The organism is Enterovibrio norvegicus (genome assembly GCF_002876705.1).
Lineage (GTDB): Bacteria > Pseudomonadota > Gammaproteobacteria > Enterobacterales > Vibrionaceae > Enterovibrio > Enterovibrio norvegicus_B.
In genome coordinates this window covers 240919-256540 of record NZ_MDAG01000068.1, presented here as the reverse complement: position 1 = coordinate 256540, position 15622 = coordinate 240919, and the positions used below count along the sequence as shown (strand labels likewise).

Below are 15622 nucleotides of genomic sequence, written 5' to 3'. Positions count from 1 at the left end.
ATACAATTCGTTATCACCTAATGAAAATAAGGATGAATGCCGCGAATCTGTTGAGGTATTAACGCCTTAGGCTGGATGAATCTTGCGTGATTCATTACAGTTGAAGCATGGCTTACTCACCCATGCAGGGATAATGTCTCGGATCAGAGCGAAGAATCAGGAAAAAATTATCGAAGTCGCGAGCCTCTTATTTGCAGAAAAGGGGTATGCCGCCACCACGACCGCTGAAATCGCGCTGAGAGCTGAGATTCCAAAGCCCAACCTCTATTACTATTTCAGTAGCAAAGACAAGCTTTATCGTGCCGTGTTAGAAAGCGTGACACAGCCTCTGCTTCAAGCTTCTTTGCCCATCGAACAACTGGAAGACCCACAAGAAGCACTCACCCAATACATTCGCACTAAGTTGCGAATATCGCGCGACCATGCCGCGGCATCAAAAACCTTTGCTGCAGAAGTCATGGCAGGAGCGCCACATCTACCAAGCGATATCGCTGAAGCCTTGATGGATCAATCCAAAATGATGCTGTCCAAGTTCGACCGCTGGATAGAACAAGGCTGGATGGATCCCGTGCCTGTAAAACACCTCATGTTTATGCTGTGGTCATCCACTCAAACCTATGCCGACTTCAACTGGCAAATCTGCCAAGTCAGCGGAAAATACGCACTCGAAGACGATGACTTCAAAGATGCCGAAACCTTTTTAGTGGGATTGGTGTTGAAAGGGTGTGGTGTGAAGGATCGTCAGTAGGTTTATGTTTTTGTTCGTTAAGGTGTCAATCCCACTAGATTTATGAAGTATTGAATTCGGCATCGCATAAAAAAGGACTACCGAGGCTTAATGAGCGGTAGGTGCATAGTAGATGAGGTGAGTAACAATTCACTTTTCGATATCGATGTTTCGCATATTCAAACCATCCCAGACAAAGTGACAGACCCCAACTATCACATTTTTGAATTTTCAGTTGGAGCTTCAACACATGCGCTACCTACTATTGGAGTAATGTTTGGAAGTGGTACATACAATAGCTACACACTAGAAACATTTGGGTGGGGTGAGTTTTCTCGTCGGTCCTCTGGGCATCTTGTTGAAAATACGGTCTTACCGCAGGTTAAAACCGTAAAATATATTATGGATAAAATAGAGGATTGGAAGGTTGACAATAAGAATTAGTGCGTGTTTTTTATTGGTATTATTGCTGGTAGCTTGTTTCCCAAAGGATAAAGGCAGGGATAAGTATTTAGCATATCTAAAAGCAATGGAAAATGAGATGGCATCTGTTCGATTGGCAAAAGCGCAGTCACCTGCACCTGAGCAGATGCGAAAAAAACTCTTTACGGGTGAGATAACGCCCTATAGTTTTGACTGTTTGTTAAATACAACGCTAAATACCCATAACAAAAAAGGTGGAGGAGTTGAATGGTACTATCTATCTTTTGATGATGAGTTTTACATCGAATTAACAGAAAACAATCAAGGAAAAATCACAATGGTGACCTTGCAGTCATCTAACCGCGGACTGTCAGAAAGGTTTGTTGTCACGTGCGACTTGTCCTTGGAACAGCTACTATTGTAAATAACAAAGGGGAGATATATGGGCGCTCATTGAACGTCAAGCCATAATGCTCTTGTCACTTTGCTTAGCGAGACGATACTGAGGCGCTTTTTACTACTATACCCAGCATCTTGTGTTTCTTGGCTCATAAACGCGCTTTGAAAATGAAGTGTAAATGGTTGAACGATATGATTTGCGTATCATTCAATTGCTCACCATGTTGATTTTCTATGACAAAAGCCCGATCTTCTCTTATCAGTATTGATGCAACGCCTTATTATCACTCTGTATCTCATCGCGTTCATCGCTCACTCCCATGTGGCTATGACAGCGAACCTTAACAAAGCTACTCGTATCGCCCATACAAAAACAAAGACAGGCACTTTTAGAGAAAAAACAAAAACAGGCACAGGCACTTTTAGATACTACTAGAAGCAGCGTTTGACCCAAGAAAACCAGTAAAGTTGTACTTGGAGGAAGTCGCATAAGAAGTTTCTTCGGAAGAGGTGAATTTAGAGCAGATAGCGATCTAGATATTGGATTCAATGCGAAGATGAAGAATAGCCAAATTGATAGGATATTAAACTCTTTTGATGAGGCTGGTGATTTGATGTCTGAAAGATCGATAAAAATTTTCTCAGGTAATAAACCAAAAAGTGGACTCATTGAGTCGCCGCAATAATTTTTAAGAGATCAGGTGTTAGAAATTTTCCGCTTTCAAGAGCAGGCGAGAAATTTGAGCCTTCAGGTTACATTTCTATAAACCCAGACGGCACAATTACCCTAGTTCCACCAGGAATGTAAGTGTTTAATATGAATGTAAATAACGAAAATTGCTGGGACAGACACCTTAAGAACGGGCTCTATCAGGTTTTGTAATAATTCTAGCTCTAAAAGAGGAACAATCACCCATTGGTCAAACAACTCTGGGCACTACGAGCCACCGGAAGGGCTGGCCGAAAATGCTACATTGCCATTAGATTTTTTCAAGAAGCGCTAGGTGATAATTATGGATAAATTATTAAAAAATCAAGCCGCTGAACTTCGTAAAATGAGTTCTGAAGCGGCGGTAATTTGGTTAATAGATAATTACCCAATAGATAATATTGAGTATGGTAATGCGTTTATGTTAATGAGTCACAGGTCTTGGAAAAAATCTGATCAAACTTCATTGGCAGAGTATTATTTGCAGAAGATGCCATTTTCTAACTCAAAGGCTTATGAAGCTTTTCTTTCTTTTATGTCGTTGTCTATTTTTTTAAAAGTGGTGAGAGATTTTTTACCTTTAAATAGTTCGAGTGATGTAGATTTACTGATATATCATTTGAAACCAGTTTTAGATAGTAAAGTGAACTCTTCAAACGATTCTGAAATGATAGAGGAGTTCTTTTCTGGGATAAGTTGATGTGAGGAATTCGAATAAAAATCCTAAAGGGTAAAAACAGAGACCGGCACTTTTAGATTTTCAAAGGTCATTGTTAACTCTGTCGATAATGTTGAGGTCTATGATGTGTATAGAATTGCTGGGACAGATACTCTAAGAAAATCAGTGTTTTGTCAGTTTTAGAGTCTTGTATTTCTTGGCTCATATACGCGATCTGGAGATTACGGGTAAGTGGTTGAACGATATTCTTTTCGTATCTCATCGCGTTCATCGCTCACTCCCATGTGGCTATGACAGCGAACCAAAGCTACTCGTATCCCCAAAAAAACGAGACGCAACACCGCGATAGAACACGAAAGAAGGGCGCATTTAAGCGCCTTTCTTTATTCAATATCTGAGTCTGTTTTACTCGTCTCTTAGAAGTGCTTTGGCAAGCAGAGAGACTGCTGCTGATAACAATACAATGTCTTTCAGCAGGAATTGCCCAGGCACAACTGAGATTGCTGGGAAGCCACCCAAACTCGCTTCGGCTATCGGTGCAGTGAACAAGAAGCTTGTGGTGACTGCAAACGTCACTGTCGCGCCAGCCGCACCAATAATGGCGATAGTGCGATGAAACGGTGCAAGCAACAGGGCAGCAGCTGTGGCAATTTCAACGGTACCAATCAAGTTAGAAGCACCTTGTAAGCTGAATACGCTATAGAGCCAGCTTGTCAGAGGACTTGAGGCGACAAGACCTTGGATCGCACCTGCTTCATAACCCGTAAATTTCATGGCACCAATCCATGCCAATACAATGACGATGGAAAAGCGCACTGCATTGTCTGCAATATGGTTGAGTGCGTGAGCGCGTTGGTTGTTGATTCGGCCGTGTACATTATTAATCGTTGTCATGATGCTTCTCCTTAAATTTTCGTTTTCTTAATGGGTTGGATTAAACCGCGTTGGTTTGGCTTTCCAGAATCTTTTGAAACTGACCTTTTCTTATTGCGCTTTGTAAGTCGTCGTTACCGCCTACATGAATGTTTCCGATGAAGACTTGCGGCACTGTTCGGCGTTGGCTTCGTGATGTCATTTCATTGAACAATGCTGCGTCATCACTCACTTCAATTTCGCGATAAGCAAGACCCATACGGCCTAATGTCTGTTTTGCAGCTCGGCAGTGAGGGCAGTAGCTCTTGGTGTAGATTTCAATCATCGGCATGGTTGTGCTCCGTCGTGTTTGTGTATGGTTCTACTTTAGGTGTTGCGCTTCGGACTATCTATGCACAATAATCTTGAATAAATACATCGATCGTATATTTGTAAGGAAGGTACACAATGGAAGTGATGAGCGATATTCTTCGCGCCATCCGCGTGGTGGGCAGTGTGTATTTCTGTAGCCAGGTCGATGCTCCTTGGACGAAAACGTTTCAGGATTTGGATTACGCCAGCTTCCACATGATTCGTCGTGGCGCATGTTGGGCGAATGTGGATGGGCAGATTGAAAAGCTAGAAGCCGGAGATTTGATTTTCCTCGGCCCCGGTCAAAACCATGTACTTTCCAGCCTTTCACCCGAGAAAAGAAAGCCGGATCTGGATGACACGACGTTACTGCTTTGCGGCTCCTTCAGTTTCTCGCGCACGGCAACAACGCCATTAATGGACGTGTTCCCCCATATGACGATAGTGCGAGACAAAGATTTTCTCGATCACCCTTGGCTGCGCAGTACCTTTGATCAACTGAGTGCGGAATATATGTCGCAAGGGCCTGGATCTGAACTCATCGTCAACAAGCTCACGGAGATCATTCTGGTTGAGCTCATACGGATTAACTTTGGACGTAAGCAATCCAGTTCGTTTTTGGATGCACTGAACGACAAACGCATTTCCCGTGCACTGCAACTTCTTCATGATAACCCTGAACAAAGTTGGACATTGGCTGCGGTTGCAAGTCAGATCGGTATGTCGCGTGCAGCTTTTGCTAGTCGGTTTTCTTCGTTGGTTGGTCAGCCAATGTTTGGTTACCTCACCAACCTTAGAATGCAAAAAGCACAGGAGTTACTGCGCGAATCTTTGCTGCCGGTTTATGAGATTGCAGAACAAGTGGGATACGACTCGGAACGGGCGTTTACGCTCGCTTTTAAAAAACACATTGGAATTACGCCGAGACAGTTTCGGACGCAGTAAAACGTAGATAGGCACTTTTAGATGATTATCGTGCTGTCAGTGTCACGGTTTCGATTTTTTTGGTTTATAAACCTGCATCGCTTATCAATGGCGATACTCGATTTTCATCTTCCCTTAAAACTTGATCGGTGCATTGGTTTTCACTTCTCTTACTACAAAGAAGGTTCGTGCTTGTCGAACGCCGGGCAGGGCGATGAGGTTTTGTGCGAGGAAGTGGTGATAATCTTCCATGTCTTTCACGCGTAGCCGCAATAAATAGTCAAAATCCCCTGCGACCAAATCACAATCTAGGATGGCATCTAGCACATCAACGGCCGCTTCAAATGCTGCGATGCTCTCTGGTGTTGAACGATCAAGCACGATGCCCACCATCACGAGCGTGTTTAAACCCAAGCGTTTGGGATCCACCAAGGCTCTCACGCTTTTGATAAAGCCTTCATCAAACAGCCTTTGCGTGCGCCGATGGCACGTTGCCGCGCTTACATTCACTCTCTGTGCCAGCTCTGCGTTGGTTAAACGCCCGTTGTCTTGGAGCAAACGTAGGATGTTGAGATCAATGCGGTCGATCTCTGGTGAGGAATTATCTTTCAAATTTCATTCCTTAATCTTTTTAAGATTTCATATCAGCGATAAATGTTATCAATATATTAAATTATTTCGCTAAATTTGAAAGCACATTTCAAACTGGGATTGGTAGGATTTTTATAGGGTTCAGCAAGCGCTTTCTCTGAGAGATGAAGATTTGGCCGCATTCAAGTTTTCAGGTTCACCGCCTTGCTCGGACATTTTTCTACTGGTAATCAGGACGATTCGTATGCATGGAAATCGAGAGCAACACACCGACATTGATCCATTGGAGACGCAAGAGTGGGTCGATTCGTTATTGAGTGTCAAACAGGAAGACGGTGTTGATCGTGCAAAATATCTTCTAAAAACGCTGGAAGATACAGCACGTGTTGAAGGACTGAACGCAACAGAACAGCCGTTTTCTTCTTATCGAAATACGATTTCTCTCGAACAGCAGGGCATGTACCCGGGTAATCTTGACGTCGAAAATCGCTTAACCGCCATTATGCGGTGGAATGCGCTTGCGATAGTCGTGCGTGCGAATGAGGCTTATGGCGGATTAGGGGGGCATGTTGCCAGCTATGCGTCTGCTGCTGAAATTTTTGAAATGGGATTTAATCATTTTTTCCGGGCTCGAACGGACACCTTTGGCGGCGATCTGGTTTATTACCAGCCGCACTCAGCGCCAGGGGTGTATTCCCGTGCCTTTTTGGAAGGTCGTCTATCGCGCACACAGATAGACAATTACCGACAGGAAGTAGGGGGTGAAGGCTTATGTTCTTACCCGCATCCATGGTTGATGCCTGATTTTTGGCAATTCCCAACAGGTTCAATGGGGATAGGGCCTTTGAATGCCGTTTATCAAGCGAGATACATGCGATACACACAAGCTCGTGGTTTGTTGGATACAGATGATCGGCATGTATGGGGTGTGTTTGGGGATGGCGAGATGGATGAGCCTGAATCCATTGCAGGGCTAACGTTAGCGGCACGCGAAGGGTTGGATAATCTGACGTTTATCGTGAACTGTAATTTGCAGCGACTTGATGGACCGGTTCGGGGTAACGGGCAGGTGATTCAGGAACTGGAGTCGCTATTCATTGGTGCGGGTTGGAATGTCATCAAAGTGCTTTGGGGATCAGAGTGGGATGACATCTTTGCGCGCGATAAAGACAATGTCTTGCTCCGCCGCTTTGCGAATACGGTCGATGGCGAGTATCAGAACCTTGGCGCGAAAGACGGCGATTACAACCGCGACAAATTCTTCAATACCGATCCGCGCAGTGCCTCTTTGGTGTCACACATGTCGGATGCGGAGATCAATAACCTTAAACGCGGGGGTCACGATTTTCGTAAACTTCATGCCGCTTTTGCAGCTGCGAAAGCGCATAAAGGACGTCCGACTGTGATCTTAGCCAAAACCAAAAAAGGCTTTGGCATGGGCGGTGCGGGTGAATCGAGAATGATTGCCCACCAAGCCAAATCACTGGATACCGATGCGCTCTATCAGTTTCGTGACCGTTTTAACCTTCCTATTTCCGATAGTGATGTTGAGAATCTCAACATTTTTGTGCCTGATGCTGACAGCGAAGAAATGACGTACTTGCATGCCCGCCGAAAGGCATTGGGGGGCTATATGCCAGAACGCGTGCGAGTTGCGCCAAAAGAAACCGTGGTGGCGGTGCCTGAGATCAACACCTACGGGAAGTTCGCGCTCAAGGCTGATGGAAAAGAAATGTCGACCACCATGGCGGCTGTTCGCATGATGGGTGGGTTACTAAAAGATCCTGCATTTGGTGCGCGTGTTGTGCCGATTGTGGCGGACGAAGCGCGTACCTTTGGCATGAACAATTTATTCCGTCAAATCGGTATTTACTCACCAGACGGACAGCAATATGAGCCTGAAGATGCGGGCTCAATGATGTATTACAAAGAATCTACCAGCGGTCAATTGTTGGAAGAAGGCATCACCGAAGCGGGGGCACTTTCGTCTTGGGCTGCCGCTGCGACGTCATACTCCATTCATGGCATGCCCATGCTGCCCATCTATATCTACTATTCGATGTTTGGCTTTCAACGCATTGGTGATTTGATTTGGGCGGCTGCAGACCAGCGCGCTCGTGGTTTCTTACTGGGGGCAACGGCTGGGCGAACAACGTTATCGGGTGAAGGACTGCAACACCAAGACGGCACGAGCCAGCTCATTGCGTCAACCATTCCCAATTGCCGAAGCTATGATCCTGCGTTTGCCAGTGAGCTTGCTGTCATTTTTGATTACGGCACAAAACGAATGATGGAAGCGCAAATTGATGAGTTCTATTACATCACGGTCATGAACGAAAACTACGCGCAGCCTTCACTCACTGGCGGCGATGAAGAAAACATCATCAAGGGGCTATACGAGCTGCGTGAATACGAACAGAGCAATGCCGTGATCAATTTGGTGGGTGCAGGCACCATCATGATGGAAGTGATTGCGGCCGCTATGCTGTTAAACGAAGAGTTCGATATTCCGACCAAGGTGTTCAGTGCCACGAGCTTTTCAGAACTGGCACGTGATGCGGAAAGTGTAGAGCGGCAGCGACGACGAAACTTGGATGAGACCTCGCCGACCTCGCACGTGGAAAAAATCCTTGGCGTTACTTTGCCAACAGTTGTGGCAACAGACTACGTGAGGGCGGTGCCTCAGATGATTGCTCAGTATCTTCCTCAACGTTTTGTGGCTCTGGGTACGGATGGGTTTGGCCGCAGCGACCAACGAGAAAGTCTGCGTTCGTTCTTTGAAGTTGACCGTTATAATATTGCCCTAACGGCGATTGAAACATTGGTGAGAGAAGGGAAGGTGGATATGCGTGTGCAAGCCACGGCGATTAAAGCTTTTAACCTTGATCCACACAAGCCGGCCTCTTGGACGAAATAAAACAGTATCGAGGCTGAATGCGCGAAATCTTGGCGTGTGAATTGTCTAAGACAATGCCAGCTGACACATTGGAGTGTGTTCGCTGGCATTGGTTTTTCTATCTTTGCTTCGCCTTGTTCGCCAACCTTTTCGCGGCTTCACGATGGCTCGCGATCAATGCGTGTTTATCGACATCAACAAGCTCGCCATCTTTAACCCGCCATTCACCGTTTACCATGACACGATCGGCGTGTTGCGCACCACAGAGCACCAGTGCAGCAAGAGGATCATGACTGCCAGAAAATCGTATGTCATCGAGGGTAAACATGGCGATGTCAGCCATCATGCCGAGCGCGAGAGTACCGATATCGTTTCTGCCAATGTTGCGAGCGGAGCCCTGTGTAGCCCATCGAAACGCATCTAAATGGCTGACGTTGGCAGAGCCATACCGCAAACGTTGAATGTAAGTCGCCATACGCAGTTCGTTGACCAAATTTGAACCGTCATTGGAGGCCGAACCGTCCACGCCTAACCCAACGGATGCCCCCGCAGCTTCGAGCTCTAAGTTTCGGCAAATGCCCGAAGCGAGCATCATGTTCGAACTCGGGCAATGGCAAATGCCGATGCCTGCGGCACCTAAACGAACAATCTCTTCATCATTGAAATGAATACCGTGCGCCAACCACGTTCGATCGTGCAACCAACCCACATCTTCTAGGTAATCGACGGGGCGTAAGCCGAATTTCTCTAGGCAAAATGCCTCTTCATCAATGGTTTCACACAAGTGGGTATGAAGCATCACATTGTGCTGTTTGGCAACGCGCGCCGTTTCCTTCATCAAATCGGTCGTGACAGAGAAGGGCGAACAGGGTGCGAGGGCGATTTGGGTCATGCCACCGTGTTCTGCTTGGTGGTAGCGATTGACCAAACGAATGCTGTCATCAATGATGTCTTGCTCGGTTTGAATGGTATGTCTGGGTGGCAAGCCGCCTTGATCTTCACCGAGGCTCATTGAGCCACGGGTGAGTACCGTGCGAATGCCCATTTTCTGCGTCGCTTCAATTTGCACATCAATGGCATGTTCTAGGCCAGTTGGAATCAAATAGTGGTGGTCAGAGGCTGTTGTACAGCCAGACAGTAGCAATTCTGCAGAGGCAAGCTCTGTACTCAGTTGCATCATTTCTTCATCAAGGCAGGCCCAAACGGGATACAGTGCCTTCAGCCATTGAAACAGTTCTTTGTCTAATGCATCGGGGTAAGCACGTGTGAGTGTTTGGTAGAAATGATGGTGAGCGTTAACCAGTCCCGGGAGAACAACATGTTGGGAAGCATCCACAACGCAATCAATGGCGACAGAAGGTTGAGCACCTTTCGAAATTACTTCTACGATGCACGCACCGTCTACCACAATGCCGCCTGCTGCGTCGTTTTCTGTGCCAGTCCAAATGGCGAGTGGGTTCTTTATCCAAGTTGTTGCCATAGCCAATGTCCTTTATGAATCCACAATACTGTTGTTAGTCGACACGAGATGTGTAAAACACACCCTCCTGTGTCGTGGAGGGCGTGTTAACGCGGTCGCGCTATTGAATAGGTTTTGTCGGAGGATCACCGTCAGGTGAGGTTGTGTCACTGGTTTGTGATAACGGGGTATTCGAATTAGCCTCAGGGGTATCGTCATCCAGTGATGAGAAATCACTGTTCTGCTGCGCGAGTTCTTCTTCCTCAGCCTCTTTTTCTGCCACCACGTCTTCTTTGGTTTTTGGCAGTACGAGGTTGAGCATCACGGCGACGATCGTACCTGTGGTGATGCCAGAGTGAAGAAGCTGTGCGATGTCATGGTGTAAGTGTTGAAGAATGTTGGGTTGAACGGTTACCGCAAGGCCAGAGGCGAGTGACACACAAATCACGAGCGCATTGCGGCGTGTATCAGCGGCTTTGATCAACATGCGGATACCCGCGTAGGCAATCATGCCGAACATGATAAAACCAACACCGCCCAATACCGGTTTCGGCACGGTCACGGCCAGCGCACCGAATTTTGGGAACAGACCGGCGAGAATCAGTAGCACACCTGTTGCGCCAACGACGAATCGGCTGGCAACACCCGTTATGCCAACAATACCGACGTTTTGGCTGAACGACGCAAGTGGTAACGCGTTGAAAATGGCACCGATGGCGCTACCAATACCGTCACCTAACAAGCCTCGTTTAAGGTCTTTGCCCGAAATATTCTTATGGCAGTTGCTAGCAAGCGCAAGGAAATCGCCCGTCGCTTCTGCAATCACCACGATATAGGCCAACGACATACTCACGATGGCGGTAAGTGAAAATGTGAAGCCGTATTTGAAGGGCTCGGGCGCTGCAAACCAGCCTGCGTTGCCTATTTGTGTTAAATCCACCATGCCCATACTGAGAGCCACCAAATACCCACCGGCTAAGCCAATGACGATGGCTGATGCCGCAATCGCGCCTTTTGCATAGGTTGATACCAACAGCACAACGCCCAGAGAAACGGCCGCTAAGAAGAGTTTTGGTAAGGTGGCAAAGTTCTCACTGTCGGCGGGGGCATCACCGACCCAATTCATCGCAACGGGTAAAATGGTTAAACCAATGAGGGTGACGACGACACCGCTGACAACAGGAGGGAACAGTTTCCGTATTTGCTCCATGAAAAAGCTGGAAATGATCACCAAGAAAGCACCCACTAAGGACGCGCCGAGAATGCCTGACATGCCATCGACTTTACCGATGCCGATGGCAATGCCGAGAAAGGCAAAACTGGAGCCCATGACGACGGGCAATCGAATACCGACAGGGCCAAGGCCAAGACATTGAACGATGGTGATGGCACCTGACACAAACAGGGCGGCGTTGATCAATGTGACGATTTCTGCGCCCGGAAGACCAATGGCAGAACCCACGATCAGCGGTACTGCGATTATCCCTCCGACGGATGCTAGCATGTGTTGAACAGCGAGCATGAACGTCACGCCTGTGGGCGGCTTGTCATTCAATTGATATAAGAGCTTCATAGTGCTTTCCTTCGTGAAACGATCTCGAATGGTTAAAGACACCGACACATGGCGATACCACGCATCGAGCTACGATTTGCGCCTCAAAACCCAAAAGGTTAAGTGTTTGAACACGCGTTGTTTCTTTCTTAATCAGAAAAGAAAAAGGGGCGTATTGCCCCTCGATTTTTTTATCCTAGTAGCACCAACTTGAATGCAAACAAGATGCTCAGTGCGTACATTGCGATGGATATGTCTGAGAACTTACCGGTACCTGCTTTGAGAACGGTATAGGTAATAAAGCCCAGTGCGATGCCGTTTGAAATAGAGAAGGTCAACGGCATCATGAGTGCGGTGACAGCGGCGGGAACGGAGTCCGTAAAATCTTCCCAATTCACATTCTTAATGCTGCTCATCATGAGAAAAGCCACATAAATTAATGCACCAGCAGTGGCATACGCAGGGATCATGCCAGCCAGAGGCGAGAGGAATATCGCTGCCAAGAAAAGGAAGCCGACGACCACTGCAGACAAGCCTGTGCGCGCCCCAGCGGAAACACCCGCGGCACTTTCCACATAACTGGTAACTGGTGGACAACCGAAACATGCACCAATAACGCTCGACATACTGTCTGCTTTTAGTGCACGAGGCAGGCCATCAATTTTTCCTGTTTCTTTGTTCATTAAATTGGCGCGCTCCGCCACACCCATTAATGTGCCTGCGGTGTCGAACATATTGACGAACAAGAAAGCGAGAATGATGCTGATCATGCCCACGTTCAATGCGCCAGCGATGTCCATCGCCATAAAGGTTGGGGCAATGCTCGGTGGTGCAGAGAAGATGCCGTTGTATTGGAACAAATCTAATCCAAGTCCTATCAAGGTCACGCTGAATATACCGATGAGCACTGAGCCAAAGACTTGTTTAACGGAAAGCACAGAGATGATGAAAAAGCAGACTGCAGCGAGGATGGCTTCAGGTTTGGTGAAGTCGCCTAACGTTACCAAAGTCGCAGAGCTGCCAACGACGATACCTGCGCTTTTCAAACCAATGATGCCGAGGAATAAACCGACGCCCGCTGTCATGGCATAGCGCAGACTGCTCGGAATGCTATCGATTATCCACTCGCGAACGCGGGACACGCTCAAGCCGACGAATATCACACCAGAGATAAAAACCGCCCCTAACGCAACTTGCCATGAGTATCCCATTTCACCAACGACGGTAAAGGCGAAGAAAGCATTCAAGCCCATCCCCGGCGCGAGTCCGACAGGCCAATTGGCGAAGAGTCCCATCATCAATGTACCAATGGCAGCACCAATACAGGTCGCGACAAACAACGCGCCCGGATCCATACCGGACGCAGACATAATATTCGGGTTTACAAAGATGATGTACGCCATGGTGGCGAAGGTGGTCACGCCGCCTATGACTTCATTTTTTATTGTTGTTCCGTTTTGGCTTAACTTGAACCAGGTTTCAAGGAAGCCTGTTGAAGGTTTCGCTGCCTCTGTTGAATCTTGCTTTTCCATGTGTGTGCGTCCTTTTTTATTGATTTGGACAGAATAAATTCCTTTGTCCACATTGCTTTTACATGCACATAGCGGGGTGAATCTTAGAGGTTAAGTGCCCATGCAATCTGTGTTTGTGCTAACTGCCCCGATACGTTGAAAAGCTGTAGGGAGAAACTAAAAGAGGGACATGGTAGTGGGCGTCGCTATCACTGATACCAAAGCGGATCACGACGTCATCCAGAAAAGGGATGTCGTCCAGCTGGGTGCCTCGGTTGATAAAATACTGCGCCGTATTGAATTGAAGTTGATATTTGCCAGGCTCGATATTGTCGTCTTCAAGAAGGGGGGAGTCCGTACGCCCATCTTTGTTGGTGAGCGTGCGCGCGATTGGGATAAAGCCATCACTTGTTTGGCGAAACAGCGTGATTTCTATCCCTTCCCCGGGCGTGCCATTTGCCGTGTCTAATACGTGTGTGGTGAGCCTTCCCATTCGTTCAATCCTTTTGTGATTGTGTACATTCCTCAGATATTCACTGTGAAAGCAAAGTTCATATACGCTGATATTTACCCTGCTTACGATTATTGAATACATTGACGTTAACTAAATGTACACAATTAATTGCGACTGTGATGTGCTTCATTTTTGCGATTTCAGGACGATTTATTCTTGCTCTACTACTTTATAAACAAGGGGTAAGCGAGCTTCCTGATCATGATTTAGAGAATAAAGCGAGTTTTCAAAAACTTGATCCTGATAACAAACTGTTTACTTGTTCTTGTGGATTGTATACAAAATGCGGATACTTAATTTGTTCTTCGGTTTTAAAGCAAAAATGCTTCGCGCTAAATAGAGCAAAAGAACATAACGCGACTGTTTAAGAACGTGAGTGTTGGAGAATTGGCGCTATGAGTAGTGACTACCCAAGAAATTTGATGGGCTATGGAGAGCATCCTCCCCATCCTAGATGGCCTAACAATGCAAAGATCGCGGTATCGTTTGTGTTGAACTACGAAGAAGGTGGCGAGCGTTGCGTTCTTCATGGTGACAAAGAGTCGGAAGCATTTCTGTCCGAAATCCCGGGTGCGCAACCTTTGGCTGGCGTGCGTCACATGAGCATGGAATCCATTTATGAATACGGTTCACGTGCGGGCGTTTGGCGTGTGCTGCGTTTATTTAGGCAACAAGGCGTACCATTGACCATCTTTGCGGTCGGTATGGCTGCGGAGCGACATCCAGACGTTATTAAGACAATGATGGCTGACGGGCACGAAATATGCAGTCACGGATATCGCTGGATCGATTATCAATATGTGCGTGAAGACGATGAAAAAGCGGACATGAAAAAGGCGATTGCGGCTATTGAAGCCATCACAGGCTCGCGACCCCTTGGATGGTACACAGGAAGAACGGGCCCGAACACGAGAAAACTCGTGGCTGAAGAAGGTGGCTTTCTCTACGACTCCGACGCCTATGACGATGATCTGCCGTATTGGCATGAAGAAGGCACGCGTCCTGGAAAGCCACAATTAGTGATCCCGTATGCATTGGATACGAACGATATGCGCTTTTCCACGTCACAAGGGTTTAATTCGGGTGAGCAATTTTTCCAGTATTTGAAGGATAGCTTTGATGTGCTTTATGAAGAGGGTCAAGACGCGCCGAAAATGCTGTCCATCGGGCTGCATTGTCGATTGGTTGGTCGTCCTGGGCGGCTCGCTGCACTCAAGCGTTTCGTTGAGTACGTAAAGCAACATGACGATGTATGGATGACGCGACGCATTGATATTGCGAAGCATTGGCACACGCATCACCCCCATCCTTCAATGAAGTAAACCAATGGACGCTGAGTCTTAGCGTGATATTGATAGGTAAGGAGAATTCGTACATGGCACGTTTTACACGTTGTGTCCCAAACCAAATGAGTGAATCTGCGTTCTTGGACATGTTTGGTGGTATCTACGAACACAGCCCTTGGGTTGCCCAGCGCGCATTCAATAAAGGGCTAACGGAATCTCACAACGACCATAACGGGCTTCATGACTGTATGGCGGCGATATTGAACCATGCGACGGTGGAAGAAAAAAGACTGGTCATTTTGGCTCACCCTGACTTAGCGGGTAGAGCGGCTGTTGCAGGAGAGTTAACGCCTGAATCTACGTCTGAACAAGCAAGCGCTGGCATAAACCAATGCAACGATGAAGAGTTCGAACGTTTTACGCGTTTGAATACGCGCTACAAAGCGAAGTTCCAATTTCCTTTCATCATGGCAGTGAAAGGGGCGAACCGACATTTGATACTGGCGGCCTTTGAAGAACGTATTGAGAATGATCTAGACACAGAATTCGACACGGCAATCAAAGAAATCAACAAGATTGCTCTGTTCCGGCTGCAAGACTTGTAGCCAACTCACTGCCGACAATACGTCGGTGCATTGAGCGTCTCGCAAATTGAAGCTGGACAGACACACATGAAGTAAAACATTCGTTCATGTTTGACTGCACAAAGTGAAAGGGGAAAAGACGCA

At 47.1% G+C, this 15622-nt stretch carries 15 protein-coding genes; 8 read left to right on the top strand and 7 right to left on the bottom strand.

What is annotated here, in order from left to right:
* Window positions 1-133 precede the first annotated feature (133 nt).
* From BCT27_RS24120 to BCT27_RS24100, 4 genes are all read left to right on the top strand, one after another.
* Entirely contained in the window at window positions 134-748 is a 615-nt protein-coding gene (locus BCT27_RS24120; protein WP_102397016.1) for a TetR/AcrR family transcriptional regulator, read from the top strand.
* A 117-nt stretch (window positions 749-865) separates the two neighbouring features.
* Complete coding sequence (locus tag BCT27_RS25530) at window positions 866-1171, top strand: hypothetical protein (RefSeq protein WP_157939252.1); 306 nt, start codon at window positions 866-868, stop codon at window positions 1169-1171.
* A complete protein-coding gene (locus BCT27_RS24110) occupies window positions 1155-1574 on the top strand; it encodes a hypothetical protein (protein WP_133153395.1) in 420 nt (139 codons plus the stop codon). Before BCT27_RS25530 ends, BCT27_RS24110 begins: the two co-directional genes overlap by 17 nt.
* 988 nt (window positions 1575-2562) lie before the next feature.
* The gene (locus BCT27_RS24100; RefSeq protein ID WP_102397013.1) at window positions 2563-2958 is read left to right on the top strand and encodes a hypothetical protein; all 396 of its coding nucleotides are present in this window, start codon (window positions 2563-2565) and stop codon (window positions 2956-2958) included.
* 384 nt (window positions 2959-3342) lie between these two features.
* Here the strand turns inward: BCT27_RS24100 and BCT27_RS24095 are convergent, their stop codons facing one another.
* Both BCT27_RS24095 and grxC read right to left on the bottom strand, forming a co-directional pair.
* On the bottom strand, window positions 3343-3831 hold the full coding sequence (locus tag BCT27_RS24095) for a YkgB family protein (protein ID WP_102397012.1): 489 nt from the start codon (window positions 3829-3831) through the stop codon (window positions 3343-3345).
* Between the two features lie 40 nt (window positions 3832-3871).
* The gene (gene grxC / locus BCT27_RS24090; RefSeq protein ID WP_017017745.1) at window positions 3872-4141 is read right to left on the bottom strand and encodes a glutaredoxin 3; all 270 of its coding nucleotides are present in this window, start codon (window positions 4139-4141) and stop codon (window positions 3872-3874) included.
* Between the two features lie 116 nt (window positions 4142-4257).
* On the opposite strand from grxC, the gene BCT27_RS24085 reads away from it, so the two are divergent.
* Entirely contained in the window at window positions 4258-5106 is an 849-nt protein-coding gene (locus tag BCT27_RS24085; RefSeq protein ID WP_102397011.1) for an AraC family transcriptional regulator, read from the top strand.
* Between the two features lie 114 nt (window positions 5107-5220).
* Here BCT27_RS24085 and BCT27_RS24080 read toward each other — a convergent pair whose 3' ends face one another.
* Window positions 5221-5697: an Lrp/AsnC family transcriptional regulator gene (locus BCT27_RS24080; protein WP_102397010.1), complete on the bottom strand. Its 477-nt coding sequence runs from the start codon at window positions 5695-5697 to the stop codon at window positions 5221-5223.
* A 223-nt stretch (window positions 5698-5920) separates the two neighbouring features.
* Here BCT27_RS24080 and mdeB point away from each other — a divergent pair, with 223 nt between their 5' ends.
* Entirely contained in the window at window positions 5921-8593 is a 2673-nt protein-coding gene (gene mdeB, locus BCT27_RS24075) for an alpha-ketoglutarate dehydrogenase (RefSeq protein WP_102397009.1), read from the top strand.
* Between the two features lie 97 nt (window positions 8594-8690).
* Here mdeB and BCT27_RS24070 read toward each other — a convergent pair whose 3' ends face one another.
* The 4 genes from BCT27_RS24070 to uraH form a co-directional block, all read right to left on the bottom strand.
* A complete protein-coding gene (locus BCT27_RS24070) occupies window positions 8691-10052 on the bottom strand; it encodes an 8-oxoguanine deaminase (protein ID WP_102397008.1) in 1362 nt (453 codons plus the stop codon).
* A 100-nt stretch (window positions 10053-10152) separates the two neighbouring features.
* On the bottom strand, window positions 10153-11604 hold the full coding sequence (locus BCT27_RS24065) for a nucleobase:cation symporter-2 family protein (protein WP_102390025.1): 1452 nt from the start codon (window positions 11602-11604) through the stop codon (window positions 10153-10155).
* Window positions 11605-11774: 170 nt separating this feature from the next.
* Entirely contained in the window at window positions 11775-13115 is a 1341-nt protein-coding gene (locus tag BCT27_RS24060; protein WP_102317804.1) for an NCS2 family permease, read from the bottom strand.
* A 118-nt stretch (window positions 13116-13233) separates the two neighbouring features.
* Window positions 13234-13587, bottom strand: a complete 354-nt coding sequence (uraH, locus tag BCT27_RS24055) for a hydroxyisourate hydrolase (RefSeq protein WP_102397007.1) — start codon at window positions 13585-13587, stop codon at window positions 13234-13236.
* A gap of 416 nt (window positions 13588-14003) precedes the next feature.
* Here uraH and puuE point away from each other — a divergent pair, with 416 nt between their 5' ends.
* Window positions 14004-14930, top strand: coding sequence for an allantoinase PuuE (gene puuE, locus BCT27_RS24050; protein WP_102317806.1), 927 nt, complete (start codon window positions 14004-14006; stop codon window positions 14928-14930).
* 53 nt (window positions 14931-14983) lie between these two features.
* A complete protein-coding gene (uraD, locus tag BCT27_RS24045) occupies window positions 14984-15499 on the top strand; it encodes a 2-oxo-4-hydroxy-4-carboxy-5-ureidoimidazoline decarboxylase (protein WP_102397006.1) in 516 nt (171 codons plus the stop codon).
* The last annotated feature ends 123 nt before the right edge of the window (window positions 15500-15622 follow it).

What these genes read in the sequence shown, in the direction of transcription:
- BCT27_RS24120 (WP_102397016.1), top strand. Translation starts at nt 134, where the DNA reads ATGTCTCGGATCAGAGCGAAGAATCAGGAAAAAATTATCGAAGTCGCG.
- BCT27_RS24100 (WP_102397013.1), top strand. Translation starts at nt 2,563, where the DNA reads ATGGATAAATTATTAAAAAATCAAGCCGCTGAACTTCGTAAAATGAGT.
- BCT27_RS24095 (WP_102397012.1), bottom strand. Translation starts at nt 3,831, where the DNA reads ATGACAACGATTAATAATGTACACGGCCGAATCAACAACCAACGCGCT.
- grxC (WP_017017745.1), bottom strand. Translation starts at nt 4,141, where the DNA reads ATGCCGATGATTGAAATCTACACCAAGAGCTACTGCCCTCACTGCCGA.
- BCT27_RS24085 (WP_102397011.1), top strand. Translation starts at nt 4,258, where the DNA reads ATGGAAGTGATGAGCGATATTCTTCGCGCCATCCGCGTGGTGGGCAGT.
- mdeB (WP_102397009.1), top strand. Translation starts at nt 5,921, where the DNA reads ATGCATGGAAATCGAGAGCAACACACCGACATTGATCCATTGGAGACG.
- BCT27_RS24070 (WP_102397008.1), bottom strand. Translation starts at nt 10,052, where the DNA reads ATGGCAACAACTTGGATAAAGAACCCACTCGCCATTTGGACTGGCACA.
- BCT27_RS24065 (WP_102390025.1), bottom strand. Translation starts at nt 11,604, where the DNA reads ATGAAGCTCTTATATCAATTGAATGACAAGCCGCCCACAGGCGTGACG.
- BCT27_RS24060 (WP_102317804.1), bottom strand. Translation starts at nt 13,115, where the DNA reads ATGGAAAAGCAAGATTCAACAGAGGCAGCGAAACCTTCAACAGGCTTC.
- uraH (WP_102397007.1), bottom strand. Translation starts at nt 13,587, where the DNA reads ATGGGAAGGCTCACCACACACGTATTAGACACGGCAAATGGCACGCCC.
- puuE (WP_102317806.1), top strand. Translation starts at nt 14,004, where the DNA reads ATGAGTAGTGACTACCCAAGAAATTTGATGGGCTATGGAGAGCATCCT.
- uraD (WP_102397006.1), top strand. Translation starts at nt 14,984, where the DNA reads ATGGCACGTTTTACACGTTGTGTCCCAAACCAAATGAGTGAATCTGCG.